The organism is Clostridium sp. AF22-10, assembly GCF_003478725.1.
Taxonomy (GTDB): domain Bacteria; phylum Bacillota; class Clostridia; order Lachnospirales; family Lachnospiraceae; genus Otoolea; species Otoolea fessa.
In genome coordinates this window covers 1-17,371 of record NZ_QUFZ01000003.1, presented here as the reverse complement: position 1 = coordinate 17,371, position 17,371 = coordinate 1, and the positions used below count along the sequence as shown (strand labels likewise).

15 protein-coding genes are annotated in these 17,371 nt (G+C 48.0%); 11 read left to right on the top strand and 4 right to left on the bottom strand.

Annotated features, from left to right (window positions below):
- Positions 1-51: 51 nt before the first annotated feature.
- Complete coding sequence (locus DWX91_RS02720; RefSeq protein WP_107000108.1) at positions 52-591, bottom strand: DUF4364 family protein; 540 nt, start codon at positions 589-591, stop codon at positions 52-54.
- A gap of 87 nt (positions 592-678) precedes the next feature.
- A complete protein-coding gene (locus DWX91_RS02715) occupies positions 679-1,833 on the bottom strand; it encodes an NADP-dependent malic enzyme (RefSeq protein WP_118472018.1) in 1,155 nt (384 codons plus the stop codon).
- A 400-nt stretch (positions 1,834-2,233) separates the two neighbouring features.
- Here DWX91_RS02715 and DWX91_RS02710 point away from each other — a divergent pair, with 400 nt between their 5' ends.
- From DWX91_RS02710 to DWX91_RS02675, 8 genes are all read left to right on the top strand, one after another.
- Positions 2,234-3,484 (top strand): argininosuccinate synthase, encoded by a 1,251-nt coding sequence (locus DWX91_RS02710; RefSeq protein ID WP_117796458.1) that lies wholly within the window; start codon positions 2,234-2,236, stop codon positions 3,482-3,484.
- A gap of 129 nt (positions 3,485-3,613) precedes the next feature.
- Positions 3,614-5,002 carry an argininosuccinate lyase gene (gene argH / locus DWX91_RS02705; RefSeq protein ID WP_107000435.1) on the top strand — a complete coding sequence of 463 codons (1,389 nt, stop codon included), beginning with the start codon at positions 3,614-3,616 and terminating at the stop codon, positions 5,000-5,002.
- 104 nt (positions 5,003-5,106) lie between these two features.
- Positions 5,107-6,045 (top strand): N-acetyl-gamma-glutamyl-phosphate reductase, encoded by a 939-nt coding sequence (gene argC, locus DWX91_RS02700; RefSeq protein ID WP_118472017.1) that lies wholly within the window; start codon positions 5,107-5,109, stop codon positions 6,043-6,045.
- Between the two features lie 249 nt (positions 6,046-6,294).
- Positions 6,295-7,503: a bifunctional ornithine acetyltransferase/N-acetylglutamate synthase gene (gene argJ, locus DWX91_RS02695; RefSeq protein ID WP_107000104.1), complete on the top strand. Its 1,209-nt coding sequence runs from the start codon at positions 6,295-6,297 to the stop codon at positions 7,501-7,503.
- The gene (gene argB, locus DWX91_RS02690; RefSeq protein WP_118472016.1) at positions 7,503-8,369 is read left to right on the top strand and encodes an acetylglutamate kinase; all 867 of its coding nucleotides are present in this window, start codon (positions 7,503-7,505) and stop codon (positions 8,367-8,369) included. The genes argJ and argB overlap by 1 nt, the downstream gene beginning before the upstream one ends.
- Before the next feature lie 104 nt (positions 8,370-8,473).
- Positions 8,474-9,652 (top strand): aspartate aminotransferase family protein, encoded by a 1,179-nt coding sequence (locus DWX91_RS02685; protein WP_118472015.1) that lies wholly within the window; start codon positions 8,474-8,476, stop codon positions 9,650-9,652.
- A 2-nt stretch (positions 9,653-9,654) separates the two neighbouring features.
- Complete coding sequence (gene argF, locus DWX91_RS02680) at positions 9,655-10,557, top strand: ornithine carbamoyltransferase (RefSeq protein ID WP_022358782.1); 903 nt, start codon at positions 9,655-9,657, stop codon at positions 10,555-10,557.
- A gap of 337 nt (positions 10,558-10,894) precedes the next feature.
- The gene (locus DWX91_RS02675) at positions 10,895-11,314 is read left to right on the top strand and encodes a C-GCAxxG-C-C family protein (RefSeq protein ID WP_118472014.1); all 420 of its coding nucleotides are present in this window, start codon (positions 10,895-10,897) and stop codon (positions 11,312-11,314) included.
- Positions 11,315-11,498: 184 nt separating this feature from the next.
- Here DWX91_RS02675 and DWX91_RS02670 read toward each other — a convergent pair whose 3' ends face one another.
- The gene (locus DWX91_RS02670) at positions 11,499-12,377 is read right to left on the bottom strand and encodes an MBL fold metallo-hydrolase (RefSeq protein ID WP_022358555.1); all 879 of its coding nucleotides are present in this window, start codon (positions 12,375-12,377) and stop codon (positions 11,499-11,501) included.
- 154 nt (positions 12,378-12,531) lie between these two features.
- Positions 12,532-13,920, bottom strand: a complete 1,389-nt coding sequence (nhaC, locus tag DWX91_RS02665; protein ID WP_118472013.1) for a Na+/H+ antiporter NhaC — start codon at positions 13,918-13,920, stop codon at positions 12,532-12,534.
- A 229-nt stretch (positions 13,921-14,149) separates the two neighbouring features.
- Here nhaC and DWX91_RS02660 point away from each other — a divergent pair, with 229 nt between their 5' ends.
- The 3 genes from DWX91_RS02660 to DWX91_RS02650 all read left to right on the top strand — a co-directional run.
- Entirely contained in the window at positions 14,150-15,487 is a 1,338-nt protein-coding gene (locus DWX91_RS02660) for an MATE family efflux transporter (RefSeq protein WP_118468077.1), read from the top strand.
- A gap of 201 nt (positions 15,488-15,688) precedes the next feature.
- The gene (tnpA, locus tag DWX91_RS02655) at positions 15,689-16,087 is read left to right on the top strand and encodes an IS200/IS605 family transposase (protein WP_270807777.1); all 399 of its coding nucleotides are present in this window, start codon (positions 15,689-15,691) and stop codon (positions 16,085-16,087) included.
- Between the two features lie 55 nt (positions 16,088-16,142).
- Positions 16,143-17,371 (top strand): transposase (locus tag DWX91_RS02650; RefSeq protein ID WP_243098956.1); only part of this gene is annotated, 1,229 nt, incomplete at its 3' end.

Sequence of the window (17,371 nt, the reverse complement as noted above, 5' to 3'; positions counted from 1 at the left end):
AATCACGCGGAGGACTCTCTTTTTCGTCTCGTATGCGATTTTTTATCGTCTTTATTTTTTCTCCACCCCATGCTCACTCATCAAAGATTTCATCACATAAGCATAAATCTCTTGGCTTCGATCCTTCCAGTGATTGCACATGATTTCCGCCTGCTCCTTATCCGGAACGGAGATATCGAGATTGACAAGAACGGCTTTTCCTTCCCGCACCTCGCAGTGAACGATGTAGTCCTGATTGGTCGATTTATAGAAATCGGAGATCAGTCCTACCTCGTTTCGCATGCGGAAGCGGTTCTGTTTCAGGTATTCATCCATGTCGCTGACGATGGCAGGAGAGATGTTTTTGCCGAAAAATTCCAGCGTTTCCTCGCCCTCCTTAGTGATCTCATAGCGGGAGCTGTTCCGCATCGTCTCCTTTTTTACCAGACCTGCATCCAGAAGCTCGTTCAAAGCCTGCTGGAGTGTGAAATACGTGGTGTACTCACGATCCAGGAAAAAATTGGAGAGCTGCGCGTTGGTCAGCGGAAAATTGACCTGGTGCAGCATATAGAGATTCATCAGTTTGTAAAGTGTCATCGGTTCAGCCAGCATGGAAAAACTCCTTTATTATTATTTCGTAACGGTGCAAATTTTGTGCGGTTCTTACGGTAAATGCGAGAATCGCTTGAATTGTTACGTTTATTTCTTAATGTGTTCCTTCACAGCCTTGGAAACAGCGTCAGCTACACGCGGATCAAATGCTGCCGGAAGAATGTTCTCGTCGCTCAATTCGCTGTCATCAACCAGAGCAGCAATTGCGTTGGCAGCAGCCAGTTTCATTTCTTCGGTGATAGCGGTTGCGCGTCCTTCCAGAGCGCCGCGGAAGATGCCTGGGAAGATGAGAACGTTGTTGACCTGGTTCGGGAAATCGGAACGTCCGGTTCCTACGACTCTTGCACCAGCAGCTTTTGCCAGATCCGGCATGATCTCCGGTACCGGGTTTGCCATTGCGAAGAGAATGGAATCCTTATTCATGGAAGCAACCATCTCCTGGGAAACGATGCCCGGAGCAGACACGCCTACGAAGATGTCAGCGCCTTTTAATGCATCGGCAAGTGTGCCCGTCTTGTGCTCTAAGTTGGTAACTTCGACCATCTTTTCCTGCATCCAGTTAAGCCCTTCCATGCCCTTGCAGAGCATACCGGTCTTATCACACATGGTAATATGCGGGAATCCGTAGTTTGAGAGCAGTTTGGTGATGGCAACGCCTGCGCTTCCGGCGCCGTTGACAACGACGCGGCAGTCTTCCTTCTTCTTGCCGGTTACTTTCAGGGCGTTGATGATACCTGCCAGTACGACGATGGCGGTTCCGTGCTGATCATCGTGGAAGACCGGAATGTTTAACAGTTTCTTTAAACGTTCCTCGATCTCAAAGCAGCGCGGTGCGGAGATGTCCTCCAGGTTGATACCGCCGAATGCCGGAGCAATGCGGACAACTGTCTCGATGATCTCCTCGGTGTCCTGTGTGTCGAGGCAGATCGGGAATGCATTGATGCCGCCGAACTCTTTAAACAGAACGGCTTTTCCTTCCATAACCGGCATAGCTGCTAACGGTCCGATATTGCCAAGTCCCAGAACGGCGCTTCCGTCGGAGACAACGGCTACAGTGTTGGACTTGATGGTGTAGCGGTATGCAGCTTCCGGATCTTTTGCAATTACCTTACATGGTTCTGCAACGCCCGGTGTGTATGCCAGAGCCAGATCCTCTCTGGTTTTTACCTGTACTTTGGAGACGGTATCGAGCTTGCCGTTCCATTTTTCATGAAGTTCGAGTGCTTTTTCATTGATCGTCATGGTTTTTATCCTTTCGAATGCTTTCATTTTATTCTTACATTATAATAGCAATTTTGACATTTTAAATCAAGATGCATATTTTAGAATGCAGGAAGGGCAGTACCATGTTACTGTACACACACAGTACCACTTATTTATAATACTTATACCTATCATGTAGCATAGCATATAAATGAAGTTCGTAAATGTTATTTTTATGCATAAAACACATGAAAAATGCATAAAACACGTTTTTATACAAAAATTATTCATAAAAATGCAAAAAAAGTATTGCATAATTAGGATCAAGGAGGTATAATCTGGGTAATTTCACGTGAGGCATATAAATCTGCCGGTCTTAGTTGACTGGACGGACAAAGAAAAAAGCATCACGCAGGCAAATGATTGGAGGAAATGAAAAATGGCTAAGAAATATAATAAAATTGTTCTTGCATATTCAGGCGGTCTGGACACATCGGTTTTAATCCCGTGGCTGAAAGAAAACTATGGCTGTGAGGTTATCGCAGTTTCCGCTGACGTAGGTCAGGGTGCGGAGCTGGATGGTCTGGAAGAGAAGGCATTAAAGACAGGTGCTTCCAAGCTGTACATCGAGGATCTGAAGAAAGAGTTCGTAGATGAGTACATCATCCCGACCATGAAGGCTGGCGCTACTTATGAGCATTACCTGTTAGGTACTTCCTTCGCTCGTCCGATTATCGCTAAGAGAATCGTTGAAATTGCGAAGAAAGAGGGCGCAGACGCTATCTGCCACGGCTGTACCGGTAAAGGAAACGATCAGGTTCGTTTCGAACTGGCTATCAAGGCATTTGCTCCGCAGATGGATGTTATCGCTCCGTGGCGTTTCTGGGAACTGAATTCCCGTGAAAAAGAGATCGAGTACGCAGAGGCTCACAACATTCCGTTAAAGATTACGAAAGAGACCAACTACTCCAAGGATAAGAACCTGTGGCATCTGTCCCATGAGGGTCTGGATCTGGAGGATCCGGCAAACGAGGCTCCGATCAACAAACCTGGATTCCTTGAGTTAGGCGTATCTCCGGAGAATGCACCGGATAAAGCTGCTTATGTAACCATCCACTTCGAGAAAGGTGTTCCGACCAGTGTAAACGGCGAGGAGATGGATGCAGAGAAGGTAATCGAGGTTCTGAACAAGGTAGGCGGTGAGAACGGCTGCGGACTTCTGGATATTGTAGAGAACCGTCTGGTTGGCATGAAGAGCCGTGGTGTATATGAGACTCCTGGCGGAGCTATCCTTTACAAGGCTCATGAGAAACTGGAAGAAATCACTCTGGACAAAGAGACACAGCACTACAAACAGCAGCTGGCTCTCAAGTTCGCTGAGTTAGTATACAATGGTCAGTGGTACACACCGCTGCGCAAAGCAATGAGCGCGTTTGTTGATTCCACACAGGAGACCGTAACCGGTGATGTAAAACTGAAACTTTACAAGGGCAACATCATTCCGGCATCTGTTACATCTCCATACACCCTGTATTCTGCAGGCATGGCTACATTTGATGAGGATGACTGCTACAACCAGGCAGATTCCGCTGGATTCATCAACCTGTTCGGACTTCCGATCAAGGTTCGCGCCCTGAACGACGAAGTTCTGGCAGCAAAGACCGGCGAGCATTTTCCGAGCGTAGAATAATTTAGGAAAATAATAAATAATCTGCAGGCGACAAGCCCGCAGCCGATGGTGACCATTGGTTTTCCGGTATCTGCCGGTTCCAATGGTCGCATTGGTTCTAAATCAGAGAATAAAAAGGAGTTTACACTTATGGCAAAGTTATGGGCAGGACGATTCGGAAAAGAGACAGATCTGGAGGTAAATGATTTTAACTCATCGATTTCCTTTGACTGTCGTCTTTATAAGGAAGATATCACAGGCTCCATGGCCCATGCGGCTATGCTGGGCAAGCAGGGCATCATTGCGAAGGAAGAATCAGACAAGATTATCGAAGGACTGAAAGGTATCTTAGCGGATATTGAGGCAGGTAAGATTCATTTCTCACAGGATTATGAGGATATTCATATGAATGTAGAGCAGATTCTGACCGAGCGCATCGGCGATGCCGGAAAACGTCTTCACACGGCGAGATCCAGAAATGATCAGGTTGCACTGGATATGCGTCTTTACGTGAAGAAAGAGATCGTGGCAATCAAGAAAGAAATCATCGATTTCATGGAAGCACTCTGTGAGAGCGCGAAAAATAATCTGGAGACCGTTATGCCGGGTTATACACATCTGCAGCGTGCACAGCCGGTTACATTTGGACATTATATGATGGCATATGCCAATATGATGCGCCGTGATGTAATTCGTCTGGAAAACTGCTTAGAGGGCATGGATGATATGCCGCTCGGATCCGGCGCGCTGGCTTCCACGACTTATCCGATCGACCGTGATTTTGTACGCCAGCAGCTTGGATTTGCCAGAGTGACCAACAACTCCCTGGATGGTGTTTCTGACCGCGATTACTGCGTGGAGCTGACAGCCGCTTTATCCATCCTGATGATGCATCTGTCCCGTTTCTCTGAGGAAATTATTTCCTGGTGCTCCTGGGAGTTCAAGTTTGTAGAGCTGGATGATGCATTCTCCACCGGTTCTTCCATTATGCCGCAGAAGAAAAACCCGGATGTATGCGAGCTGGTCCGCGGCAAGACAGGGCGTGTCTACGGCGATTTATTTACTCTTCTTACAATGTTAAAGGGCATTCCGCTGGCATACAACAAAGATATGCAGGAAGACAAAGAGGCTGTCTTTGATGCGATTGACACCGTAAAACAGTGTCTGCGTGTGCTGACACCGATGTTCTCCACGATGCAGATCCTGAAAGACAATATGAAGAAAGCGGCTCTGAAAGGCTTCATCAACGCAACGGACTGTGCAGATTACCTGACCAAGAAGGGAATGCCGTTCCGTGACGCATACAAGACCGTCGGACAGCTGGTAGCCCAGTGTGTACGTGAGGACAAGTCCTTAGCCGATTTGACTCTGGAAGAGTACAAGACGCATTCGGATGCCTTTGAGAATGACGTATATGAAGCGATAGACTTAAAGACCTGTGTACGTGGACGTAAGGTGATTGGTGGACCGGCTCCGGAGGAAGTAACCCGTCAGATTTTGGTGATTGAGAAGTTTGTGAGCGAGCACGAAACGGTTTAGTGCATTCTGGTCAGCGCCGGATGCGGATGGTGATGGCTGCGTAAGCAATGACGGGCGTTGGAAATGTGACATAAGAAAGACGGATAGGAAACGGGGGACGAACAATGGCGAAACCGAAGATTTATATAGACGGAAAAGAAGGAACAACCGGACTGCAGATTTATGATCGTCTGGCCGGGAGAGAGGATATCGAACTGCTTCTGATTGATGAAGAAAAGCGGAAAGACAGTGAAGAACGGCGGAAACTGATTCACGCAGCAGATATTGTATTCTTGTGTCTGCCGGATATGGCGGCGATCGATGCGGTTGCGCTGGCAGAAGGTTCCAAGGCACGTATCATCGATGCCTCTACCGCACACCGGACGGCAGCCGGATGGACGTATGGTATGGCAGAGCTTTCGAATGCACATCGCGAGGCAATTCAGAAATCGAACCGCGTAGCGAATCCAGGCTGTCATGCGACCGGATTTATCACTTCAACGTATCCGCTGGTTGCACAGGGCGTGATTCCGAAGGATTATCCGATGACGGTATTTTCGCTGACTGGCTATTCGGGCGGCGGCAAAAAGATGATTGCCGAGTATGAATCCCCAGAGAAGCCGCAGAGTTATTTTGCACCCCGTATCTATGGCCTGACTCTGAAACATAAACATCTGCCGGAAATGCAGAAAATCTGCGGACTGGACTTCCCGCCGGTATTCAGTCCGATCGTGGATGACTACTATAAAGGAATGGCAGTCACGATTCAGCTTCAGAACCGCCTGCTTCCGGGGAAGCCGACCGCGGAAGATATCTACGAGAAGCTGGCTGGCTGGTATGACGGACAGAAGCTCATTAAGGTACATCCGTTTGGATATGACGGTATGATCGCGGCGGCAGATATGGCAGGCCGAGACAGTCTGGAGCTGATTGTCAATGGTCACGGGGAACAGACCATGGTGACGGCGCTCTTTGATAATCTTGGAAAGGGTGCTTCAGGCGCAGCCGTTCAGAACATGAACCTGATGCTCGGATTTGAGGAGACAACTGGACTGGCACTATAGAGGGGTTGAGAGATAAAATCATAAAATAGCTGCGGGGGACTATAGAGACGAAGTTATATAAAAATGTACTCTCGGAGTCTTTCTGCACTTGCTTTTGTGGCTGATTTTCCGCCAGCCGCACCCGAATTTCATCAACGTACGCACCGCGTACGCCTCAGAAATTTGGGCACAACTGACAAAAAAACATCTCACAAAATCAAGCACAGAAAGATTCCGAGAGTACATTAAAAATGACAGGAGGAATGTCATATGAAGATAATCGAAGGCGGCGTTTGTGCTGCAAAAGGATTTAAAGCGGGTGCGATGCGCTGCGGAATCCGCAAATCTCATACAAAAAAGGATCTGGCGATGATCCTTTCGGACTGTGTCTGCAACGCATCGGCGGTTTATACGACCAACCGCGTCAAGGCATCGCCGATTTTACTGACAAAGGAACATCTGGCCGACGGAAAGGCACAGGCGGTTATTGTCAATTCCGGTAATGCGAATGCGTGCGCTCCGTTTGGCATGGAGAATGCAAGAAGACAGGCAAAGGCAGGCGCGCGAGCGCTGGGCGTTTCGGAGGAAAATGTAATCGTAGCATCGACCGGCGTCATCGGTCAGACGCTTCCGGTTGAGGCGATCGAGGCTCATGCAGGCGAGATGGAGATGAAATATGACAACTCCCTGGTAGCTGCAGAAGCGATCATGACGACCGATACAAAAGTGAAGACGATCGCTGTTGAATTTGATGTAGATGGAACAACCTGCCACATCGGCGGTATCTGCAAAGGTTCCGGCATGATTCACCCGAATATGGGAACGATGCTGTGCTTCATCACAACCGATTGTGCAGTCAGCAGCGAGATGATCCGCAAGGCGCTGTTATTCAATGTAAAACGTACCTTCAACCGTGTGACTGTTGACGGCGATACTTCCACCAACGATATGTGTACCGTTCTGGCAAATGGTATGGCTGGCAATGCGGAGATTACTGCAGAAGATCCGGCATACGAGGCATTCCGCGAGGCATTGCAGACGGTTATGCAGGATCTGGCTCGTAAGATTGCGGCAGACGGCGAGGGCGCAAGCAAGCTGATGACCTGTACCGTGAAGGGAGCGAAGGACGAGGAGACAGCCGAGGTACTGGCAAAATCCATCGCCGGTTCTTCCCTGACCAAAGCAGCAATGTTCGGTTCCGATGCGAACTGGGGACGCGTTCTCTGCGCGATGGGCTATTCCGGAGCTGAGTTTAACACGGAGAAAGTGTTAGTCGAGTTTGCTTCCAAAGAGGGCAGCATTGCGGTCTGTGAGGACGGCAGAGGACTTGATTTTGATGAAGATTTGGCAAAGAAAATCTTAAGCCAGGATGAAGTGGAGATCAATGTAACGCTTCAGGAAGGCAGCGGAAGCGCTACCTGCTGGGGATGCGATTTGACCTATGATTATGTGAAGATTAATGGAGATTATCGGACGTGATGAAAACAGGATCAAAAATGAGCGCAGAAGTCCTGGTAGAGGCACTGCCTTATATTCAGGAATATGCAGGTAAAATTATCGTTGTAAAATACGGCGGAAACGCCATGATTAATGAAGATTTAAAGCAGGCGGTGATCGAGGATATCGTCCTTTTAAATCTGGTAGGAATCAAGGTCGTGCTGGTACACGGCGGCGGTCCGGAGATTTCGGAGATGCTCAAAAAAACCGGAAAAGAGTCTAAATTTGTCAAAGGTCTGCGCTACACAGACCGCGAGACGATGGATATTGTCCAGATGATTCTCTGCGGCAAGGTTAACAAAAACCTTGTTTCCCTGTTTGAGAAAGCAGGCGGACATGCCGTTGGTCTGGGCGGCATGGACGGCGGACTCTTCAAGGCGATCCAGTTAGTCGATCCGGATGGAACGGAATACGGCTATGTGGGAGATATTAAAGAAGTCAATGAGAAAGTCGTTCTCGATGTTTTAAATGAGGGCTTTATCCCGGTTGTTTCCTCCGTGGCAGCAGGCATGGACGAGGAGACGAACTATAACATCAATGCAGATACGGCAGCGGAGAAGCTGGCGGTGGCACTGAAAGCGAAAAAACTGATTCTTCTGACGGATGTATGCGGTCTGATGCGCGATCCGAAAGACGATTCGACATTGATTCCGAGACTGAAAGTTTCCGAGGTTCCGGCACTCATCAAAGAGGGCGTGATCTCCGGCGGCATGATTCCGAAGGTAGATTGCTGCGTTGAGGCAGTGCGCCAGGGCGTAGAACGTGCCAATATCCAGGATGGTCGTGTGCCGCACTCGATTCTGGTCGAGCTTTTGAGCAATGACGGTGTAGGAACCATGTTCTCGTAAACAGCAGATGAACTAGATTCTGCACGAATCCGGGCTGTTTTAGCTGAAATGCAGGACGGATGCTGGAAGCTTTGCGGGCAGATGTGGGCGTTAGGAGGTTTTTTATGACATTTGAAGAAATCAAGCAGGGCGAAGAAACATATATCATGCATACATACGGCCGCTTTCCGATTGCGCTGGATCACGGAAAAGGCGCGACGCTGTGGGATACGGAGGGAAAGAAATACATTGATCTGACCTCCGGCATCGGTGTCAACAGTCTTGGCCATGACAACGAGGCGCTGACGACTGCGGTATCGGAGCAGGCACATAAGCTGATGCATGCCTGCAACCTGTATTACACCGAGCCGATGGTGCAGGTAGCAAAGAAGTTGGTCGATGCAGCCGGAATGGGAAAAATCTTTTTTGCAAACTCCGGTGCGGAAGCCAACGAGGGCATGATCAAGCTGGCAAGAAAGTATTCCTTTGACAAATACGGCGAGGGAAGAAATAAGATTATCACGCTGAAACAGTCCTTCCACGGACGTACCGTGACGACATTAAAGGCAACCGGACAGGACAAGTTTCATCAGTATTTCTTCCCATTCACGGAAGGATTTGATTATGCGGCAGCCAATGATATCGAAGACATGAAGCGCAAGATTGATAATACGACCTGCGCTGTCATGATGGAGATGATTCAGGGCGAGGGCGGTGTCCTTCCGCTTGATAAGGAATTTGTACAGGCAACTGCCGAGTTCTGCAAGGAGAAGGACATCCTGCTTCTGATTGACGAGGTTCAGACGGGCATCGGACGTACCGGAAGCCTGTTCTGCTATGAGCAGTACGGCGTTCAGCCGAACATCATCAGTATGGCCAAGGGACTCGGCGGCGGTGTTCCGATCGGTGCTGTCATGGCGGATAAGAAATGCCAGGATGTACTGGGCGCCGGTACGCACGGTACAACCTTCGGCGGCAATCCGCTCTGCTGTGCGGCTGCCAATACCGTATTAGATATCGTAAATAAGCCGGAATTCCTGAAATCGGTTCAGGAAAAGGGCGAGTACCTGAAAAAGGAGATTTTAGCGATCGGTTCTCCGAAGGTAAAAACTGTTCGCGGCATGGGACTGATGTTAGGCATCGTAGTGGACAAAGACGAGAGAGCTGCGATGGTCAGTCAGCTGATGGAGAAAGGCGTCCTGGTCCTGACAGCCGGTACAGAGGCGATCCGTCTGCTTCCGCCGCTTGTTATCACGAAAGAGGAGATGGACGAGGCAATCGCTGCTATGAGGGAGGTATTTTAGACATGAAGCATTTATTAAAGCTGTTGGACTGCACACCGGAGGAGATTACCTCGATTCTGGATCTGGCAGATCAGTTAAAATATGAGCGGAAACATCACATTTCACATCGTCTTCTGGAGGGCAAATCCATCGGTCTGATTTTCCAAAAGTCATCCACCCGTACCAGAGTTTCGTTTGAGACCGGTATGTTCCAGCTCGGCGGACAGGCACTGTTCCTTTCCTCCCGCGACTTACAGATCGGACGCGGTGAGCCGGTACAGGATACCGCACGCGTACTCTCCCGTTATTTGGACGGCATCATGATCCGTACCTACGAGCAGAAAGAAGTGGAGGATCTGGCAAAATACGGTTCTATCCCGATCATCAACGGTCTGACTGATTTCTGCCATCCGTGCCAGGTACTGGCTGACCTGATGACGATCCGTGAGAAATACGGCGTACTGAAAGGGCTCAAGATGTGTTACATCGGCGACGGCAACAACATGGCGAACTCCCTGATCGTAGGCGGTCTGAAATCGGATATGCAGGTATCTATCGCAACTCCGGATAATTACCGTCCGGCGAAAGAAGTGCTGGATTTCGCAGCTGGCAATGACGCATTTACACTGGTAAATGATCCGATCAAGGCAGTGGAAAATGCAGACGTTGTCATCACAGATACATGGACTTCCATGGGTCAGGAAGAAGAGAAGAAGATCCGCCAGCAGGCATTCCAGGGATATCAGATCAATGATGAACTGATGGCTGCGGCAAAACCGGGGGCGATGGTAATGCACTGTCTGCCGGCTTACCGTGGACAGGAGATTACCGAGAAGATCTTTGAAGAACATGCGTCTGAGATCTTTGAAGAGGCGGAAAACCGGTTGCATGCCCAGAAGGCGGTTATGGTTACGCTGATGAAATAGAAATGCATAAAAATGGCAAGGTGACGCGCCAGAAGCCAAATGCCCTCCGTTGCGGTTTCGGAGCCGGTAACACTAGGCTTGCATAGATTTGTTAAAAGCAGAGTCCAAAATACAAACTCGCTTCGCTCAGACAGGTGTATTTTGAACTCTAACACAAATCTCTGCGAGCCAAGAGTTACCAAGACTCCTGCAAATGCAACGGAGGGCATTTGGCTTCTGGCGCTGTATGTTGTATGCTTTTTGGGGTGTTTAAAAAGTGGAAATGTATGTTATAATTGGCATAAATAGTATAATATAAAAAATTTAGCAGATTAAGAAAATTTTAGGAGGTATCAGTATGACGAAAGAAGAGATTTCAGCGCGTCAGCAGCAGGCGGCTCAGTTTCATGGAATGGGGTATAATTGTGCCCAGTCGGTGGCGTGTGCGTTTGCGGATAAGGTGGATTTGGACAAGGTGGCGCTGTTTAAGGTGACGGAGGGGCTTGGTCTTGGCATGGGCGGCATGAATGGTACCTGTGGGGCCATTTCGGCGGCGGCTGTGCTGGCGGGGCTGAAGGATAGTACCGGGGATCTGGAGCTGGCGAATTCGAAGGCGGTTTCTTATAAGGATGCCAGAGAGTGCATCGCGCGTTTCCTTGAGAAGAACCAGAGCGTGGTCTGTAGGGATTTGAAGGGTGTGGAAACGGGAAAGGTGCTGCGTGCCTGTCCGGACTGCATCAGCGATGCGGTGGAGATTATCGGAGAAGTATTGTTCTAATACATCCTCACAAATTGGCACGCTTGAAACTTCAGGTCTATGTTTTCCGTACCGTAGAATGAGTCAGACTGGATGGCAGATATTCTCCATTGTGTGAGAATATCTGCTTTTTATATATAAGGCTTGAAGATCTGAGAACAGGGGTGGCAGCGACTGACTTAATGCGCATCCCCTTAAATTTTTCTTAGAATACATCTAAATCCTGTCCATTTACAACGGCACCTTCATATCCGGCATCACGGATTTCCTGCAAAATGGCGGTGTTTCTGCGCGCCATCTCAGCCTCGACATCGCGGGTGTTGTCCTGGATTTCCATGTGATAGATACGGTGGTAGGTAACCAGAAGCCGCGGGTGCGCTTTGGCGGCAATCTTTGCCAGATCAACGCTGAGAGTGTGAACTTCCTGGTGGTATTTCTGCCATTTTGGCTCTCTGGCGGAGAGTCCGGCGGTGTACTCGACCTCATGGAGGAGAATATCGCAGCCTTCCGCTTTCTGCGCCACGATCTCAAGCGGAGCCGTGTCACCGCTGATCACGATCACCTTATCCGGTGTTGTAAACTTAAATCCGTAGCTTTCAAGCGTACCGTGGCTGACTGGAAATGCCTCAACCGTCACGCGGTCATCCTGATAAATGATACCAGGCTGGATATCGGTAGTTTCGACTTTGTAGCCATTTTCGTTGGCTTTTTCAAAGCCGTGGATACGGAAGTCGATGTCCGTCTCATATGCTTTTAAAATATGTTCGGTCATGTTCTGGATGCCTTTTGGACCGAATACTTTCAGCGGCTTCGGGCGTTCCAGTACCCACGGGGTAAAAATGAGATCCGGATAGCCGGCCGTGTGGTCGGTGTGCAGATGTGTGCAGAATGCGATCATCAGCCGGTCCGGGCGCAGGGCATCAATTCCCTGTTGGTATGCTTTCGCCGCCTGACGGACAACGCCAGGACCAAAATCTACAAGATAAGCGCGGTCGCCTACGACAACTGCAGAAGAAGGACCGCTGGCATTCGGGCAGGCGTTCGGGGTACCGGTTCCGAGAAGTACAAGCTTTGTTTCCATCATAAATATTCATCTCCTAAATTCATATGTAATATATTTTGCGCGAAATCATGAAAAAAGTTCGGGCAAATTAGATGTGTTCAGCTTTGCACAGGTAAACACTGTGTCAAAGGCTGAATATATGTTTCGATCCTTTTGTTTTCATCAAGAGAAAGGTTTAATTTTGAGCGCCGTCTGTATGCCGGATGGAGATTCCCGTAAATCCATAGAAAATACTGAACAAAGGTGTTAAGTACAGTAAGAACAGGTATGGGAAGAATACTGACCAGGCAACGCCGAGGGTTCCAGACATGTATACACAGTAACCGTGCCACGGAATCATCGGACCGGATAAAGTACCTGCGTCCTCAAGGGTACGAGAAAGGATTTCTGGTGCGATTTTTCTGGATTTGAACAGCGGTTTCATCATATTTCCAGTCAGGACGTGGGACATCGGCTGGGAACAGCTGATTAAGCTGGTTACATAGCCGACTAAAAGGCTTGCTGCAATCAGGCTGCCATCGCTGTTGATGTGATTTACGATGGCGTTTAAGAGATTGCCGAGAACGCCGAGGCGATCCAGCATACCGCCCATACCAACTGCAAAGCAGATGATTGCCACATACTGAAGCATGCTGCTCATACCGCCGCGGTTTAAGATGGTCTGTAAAATACCTTCCTCAATGCTGGTACTGTATCCGTTGTAAGCAACACGGATGATACTCTGCAGAGTTGCGCCCTGATAGAAGAAAGAGACAGCTCCGGCGCAGATGGCGGAAAGACCAAGGGAGACAACCGAGTTTACTTTGCATAAAAGCAGAATAATGATTGCGATGGCTGGCAGCAGAGTGATGAAGCCAAGTTTAAACTCACCTTGCAGGGCATCGATGTATGTCAGAAGATTTCCAGTTTCATAGTTCCCTGAAGTCTGGCTGATGCCAAGAATTACAAAGAGAACCAGGCTGATGACAAAGGTCGGAAGCGTGGTCCAGAGCATGGAACGCACGTGGTCGTTTAATTTAGAGCCAGCAACCGCTGGAGCCAGGTTGGTTGTGTCGGAAAGCGGGCTTAATTTGTCACCGAACATCGCGCCGCAGATGACAGCACCTGCCACCATGCCAGGATGGATGCCCATCGCGTTGCCGATTGCCATCATGGCAACACCGGCACTGCCGACGGAACCGTAGGAGGTTCCGGTCACAAGGCTTAATACGGCACAGAAAATCAGGGTCAGAGGCAGCAGCCAGGTCGGGTTGATCAGTTTTAAACCGCCGACAATGATGGTTGCAATCGTGCCGCTTTGCAGCCAGGTACCGATCATGACGCCGATTGCCATGAGCAGGCACAGGGTAGGAACGACAACCCGGATCGCGTCGTAAGCGCCGTTTACAACATGCTCATAATTTATGCGTAATACCTTACAAAACAGATAGATGATGATCCAGCTCATAAATAGTCCAATCATCGGTCCGCCCGTTTTCAGCCGGATGCAGACTGCAACCGCTCCGATGATCAGGAGCAGAAGCAGAAGCGACTGAGGCATGTTTAATTTTTTGTCTTCGCTCATAACATAGTTCCTCCCTAATGTGAAAGTCGTGCTTTTTTGAATTTAATGCGTTGAGGTTTAACGCGTTAAATTGTAAATTTATTTTCATTATATAGAATAATTCCGAAAAAATCAACCGTAGGAATAATATTTATTTGGCTCAAGGGAGAAGAGGTGCAGGTGATGTTCCGTGATGTGAAGAATTATGATATAATGGCAGAATTACTTAAAAATTTGACAGGAGAATGTTATGGAACAGAGGATTCAGTTATCGGATCATTTCGGTTTTGGGAGATTGATCCGGTTTACAATTCCATCTATTTTAATGATGATTTTTACCTCCATTTACGGAGTGGTAGATGGATATTTTGTATCGAATTTTGTAGGAAAAACGCCGTTTGCGGCGGTCAATTTCATTATGCCGTTTCTGATGGTCGTAGGTGCCATGGGATTTATGTTCGGCACGGGTGGAAGTGCCCTGATCGCCCGGATTATGGGCGAGGGCAGGCGTGAGAAGGCGCAGGAGATTTTTTCCCTTCTGATCGCTGCGACCTTTGTTTCTGGTCTGGTAATTGCGGTTATCAGTATTCTGTTTTTACCGCAGATCGCTGCCTTTCTTGGCGCGAAGGGAGAGATGCTGGCGGACTGCATCCGGTATGGACGGATCATTCTGGTGGCGCTTCCGTTTTTAATGTTGCAGTATGCGTTTGGCAGCCTTTCCGTGACGGCGGAGAAGCCGAAGCTGGGGCTGATTGTAACGATCATTTCGGGTGTGCTCAATATGACGGGAGATGTTCTGTTCATGGGAGTGTTCCATTGGGGAATTGCCGGAGCGGCGATGGCGACTGCGATGGGACAGATCATAGGCGGAACGATACCGCTGGTTTATTTCCTGCGGAAGAACAGCAGCAGCCTGCGCCTTCGCAGACCAAAGTGGGATGGAGGAGCGCTCAGACGTGCCTGCACCAACGGTGTATCGGAATTGATGAGCAGTATTTCCATGTCCATTGTCGGCATGCTGTATAACGCGCAGCTGATGCGCTACGCGGGAGAAAACGGAGTCGCAGCTTACGGAACCATCATGTATGTGGATTTTATTTTCCTTGCGATTTTCATCGGTTATGCGACCGGCGTAGCTCCAGTTATCAGCTATCACTACGGCGCAGGAAATAAAAAGGAGTTAAATAACCTGCTAAAGCGCAGTGTGCTTCTGATCGCGGCGGCGTCTCTGAGCATGCTGCTGCTGTCCGAGGTGATGGCGGCACCGTTGGCAGCTATTTTCGTAGGATATGATGCCGGGCTTCTGGACATGACGGTACATGCGTATTCCATTTATGCGGTTTCGTTCTTATTCTGCGGTTTCTCCATTTTCAGTTCCGCCTTTTTTACGGCGCTGGGAGATGGACTGACCTCGGCGCTGATAGCATTTTTGCGTACTCTTGTGTTTGAAAGTGCATCGGTTATCATTCTGCCGCTGCTCCTGGGCTTGAACGGAATCTGGGGTGCAATTATCGTGGCGGAGTGTATGTCCGTGACGGTGTCAGTTATCTTTTTGGTGGCGAAGAGAAGGAGGTATCAATATTTTTAGGACAATAAGCGGGAATCCTCGGCAATTCAATTACCGAGATGAAAGCGCAGGAGTGTGCATATCTGCACAATGCAAATAGTATAATAATTCTCATCCTTTGATAGTAATGCCGTAACCGGCATACAATAAAAGCGAAAATATGTTCGAATAATAATTGCGTATTACACTTCAATATGATATACTATATGTATGAAATGAAATCTGATACATTATAGAACTTGCGTGTGTAATATTAACTACCATATGGTTTGGTCGGTGAAATACAGACGGAAGATATTAACCCCAGAAGTTGAGAAATACCTGCAGGAACTCGTGCAGCAGATAGCTGACGATAAAGGTTTTACCGTTCATTTATTTGAATGTGGTGAAGGAGATCATGTTCACTGTTTTGTATCAGCTCCACCAAAACTGTCAATAACAGCCATTATCAAGTATCTGAAGGGGATCACAGGCAGGAAATTATTCGAACGTTTTCCGGAAATAAGAAACCAGTTGTGGAAGGGAGAACTGTGGAACCATTCCTATTATGTGGAAACGATCGGATCCGTATCTGAGGAAAATATTCGCTGTTATATTGAACATCAGAGCAAGTCGTATTAATTCAATGTGAATTGTAAATATTCATATGCATGGCTGTCTGAAGGGGGGAAGGGGAATGCTGCTGTCGCACAGAACATCGGTCAATATCCGGCCGGAATATTCTAATATTATAGGGCATATGTGTTATGTTGCTTCCAAACTCTGGAATGTCTGCAACTATGAACGCCGTCGATATAAAGAATTGGGGTTGGAGAAGTATCCTGACTGGTATTATCAGAAGAAAGCGCATAAAGGAGAGTTGTGGTATAGACAGCTTCCGTCCCAGACGGCGCAGGAGACCTGCAAGCAGCTGGATAAAGCCTGGAAATCATTTTATGCCCTTAAAAAGACCGGCGGGATCAAAGCGCCAAATCCTCCGCGATTTAAACAGGACAATATACCGATCACTTACATGCAGATGGGAATCCGGCACGAGAAGGGTTCCGGCCAATTACGGCTGTCTCTGTCAAAGGATCTGAAAAGCTATATGGAAGGAACTTACGGGATTCATGAAAAATTTCTATATCTTGAAAATAAGATTTTCAGGAACATGGATCACATAAAACAGCTGCGGATCTATCCACCGGAAGATGGAAAATGTGACCTTATCGTTATCTATGAGGTCAAAGAGCCGGAACCGCTTTCCCTGAATGGCCATTATTTATCAATGGATCTTGGAATTCATAATCTGATGACCTGTTATGATTCCGGAAATGGAAGGAGTTTTATTCTGGGAAGAAAATATCTTTCGCTGGAAAGATACTTTCACAAAGAAATCAGCAGGGTTCAATCAATATGGTATGCACAGCAGGTGGAAAATGGCATAAAATATCCCCGATCATCGAAACACATCAAGAGGCTTTATCGGAAAAAACAGAACGCAGTAAAGGATTACCTTCATAAGGTGACCAGATGGCTTGCAGAATACTGTAAAAAAGAAAGGATAAGCTGTGTAATCATAGGAGATATCCGAAATATCCGTAAAGGAAAAGATATAGGGCACAAGACAAACCAGAAGTTTCACGGACTGCCGTATAATAAACTTTATATCATGTTGGAATATAAACTAAAACTGTATGGAATATCACTGACAAAACAGGAAGAAAGCTATACCAGCCAGTGCAGCCCGTTTTCACCAGAAATATCAAAAAGATATGCAGAAGCATCAAACAGAAAAGAGCGGGGCATGTATATAGCGGATGGAGTAAGATATAATGCGGATGCAGTAGGAGCATTTAATATCCTGCGTAAACATCTTTCCGTATCCGGAAAACAGAAAGAACTGTCCGTAACCGGACTAAAGAA

Bases quoted from the DNA above. Each gene is read 5' to 3' on its own strand.
- DWX91_RS02720 (WP_107000108.1), bottom strand. From the start codon at position 591: ATGCTGGCTGAACCGATGACACTTTACAAACTGATGAATCTCTATATG.
- argJ (WP_107000104.1), top strand. From the start codon at position 6,295: ATGAAGATAATCGAAGGCGGCGTTTGTGCTGCAAAAGGATTTAAAGCG.
- DWX91_RS02710 (WP_117796458.1), top strand. From the start codon at position 2,234: ATGGCTAAGAAATATAATAAAATTGTTCTTGCATATTCAGGCGGTCTG.
- nhaC (WP_118472013.1), bottom strand. From the start codon at position 13,920: ATGAGCGAAGACAAAAAATTAAACATGCCTCAGTCGCTTCTGCTTCTG.
- argH (WP_107000435.1), top strand. From the start codon at position 3,614: ATGGCAAAGTTATGGGCAGGACGATTCGGAAAAGAGACAGATCTGGAG.
- DWX91_RS02675 (WP_118472014.1), top strand. From the start codon at position 10,895: ATGACGAAAGAAGAGATTTCAGCGCGTCAGCAGCAGGCGGCTCAGTTT.
- argB (WP_118472016.1), top strand. From the start codon at position 7,503: ATGAAAACAGGATCAAAAATGAGCGCAGAAGTCCTGGTAGAGGCACTG.
- DWX91_RS02685 (WP_118472015.1), top strand. From the start codon at position 8,474: ATGACATTTGAAGAAATCAAGCAGGGCGAAGAAACATATATCATGCAT.
- DWX91_RS02670 (WP_022358555.1), bottom strand. From the start codon at position 12,377: ATGATGGAAACAAAGCTTGTACTTCTCGGAACCGGTACCCCGAACGCC.
- argC (WP_118472017.1), top strand. From the start codon at position 5,107: ATGGCGAAACCGAAGATTTATATAGACGGAAAAGAAGGAACAACCGGA.
- DWX91_RS02715 (WP_118472018.1), bottom strand. From the start codon at position 1,833: ATGACGATCAATGAAAAAGCACTCGAACTTCATGAAAAATGGAACGGC.
- DWX91_RS02660 (WP_118468077.1), top strand. From the start codon at position 14,150: ATGGAACAGAGGATTCAGTTATCGGATCATTTCGGTTTTGGGAGATTG.
- argF (WP_022358782.1), top strand. From the start codon at position 9,655: ATGAAGCATTTATTAAAGCTGTTGGACTGCACACCGGAGGAGATTACC.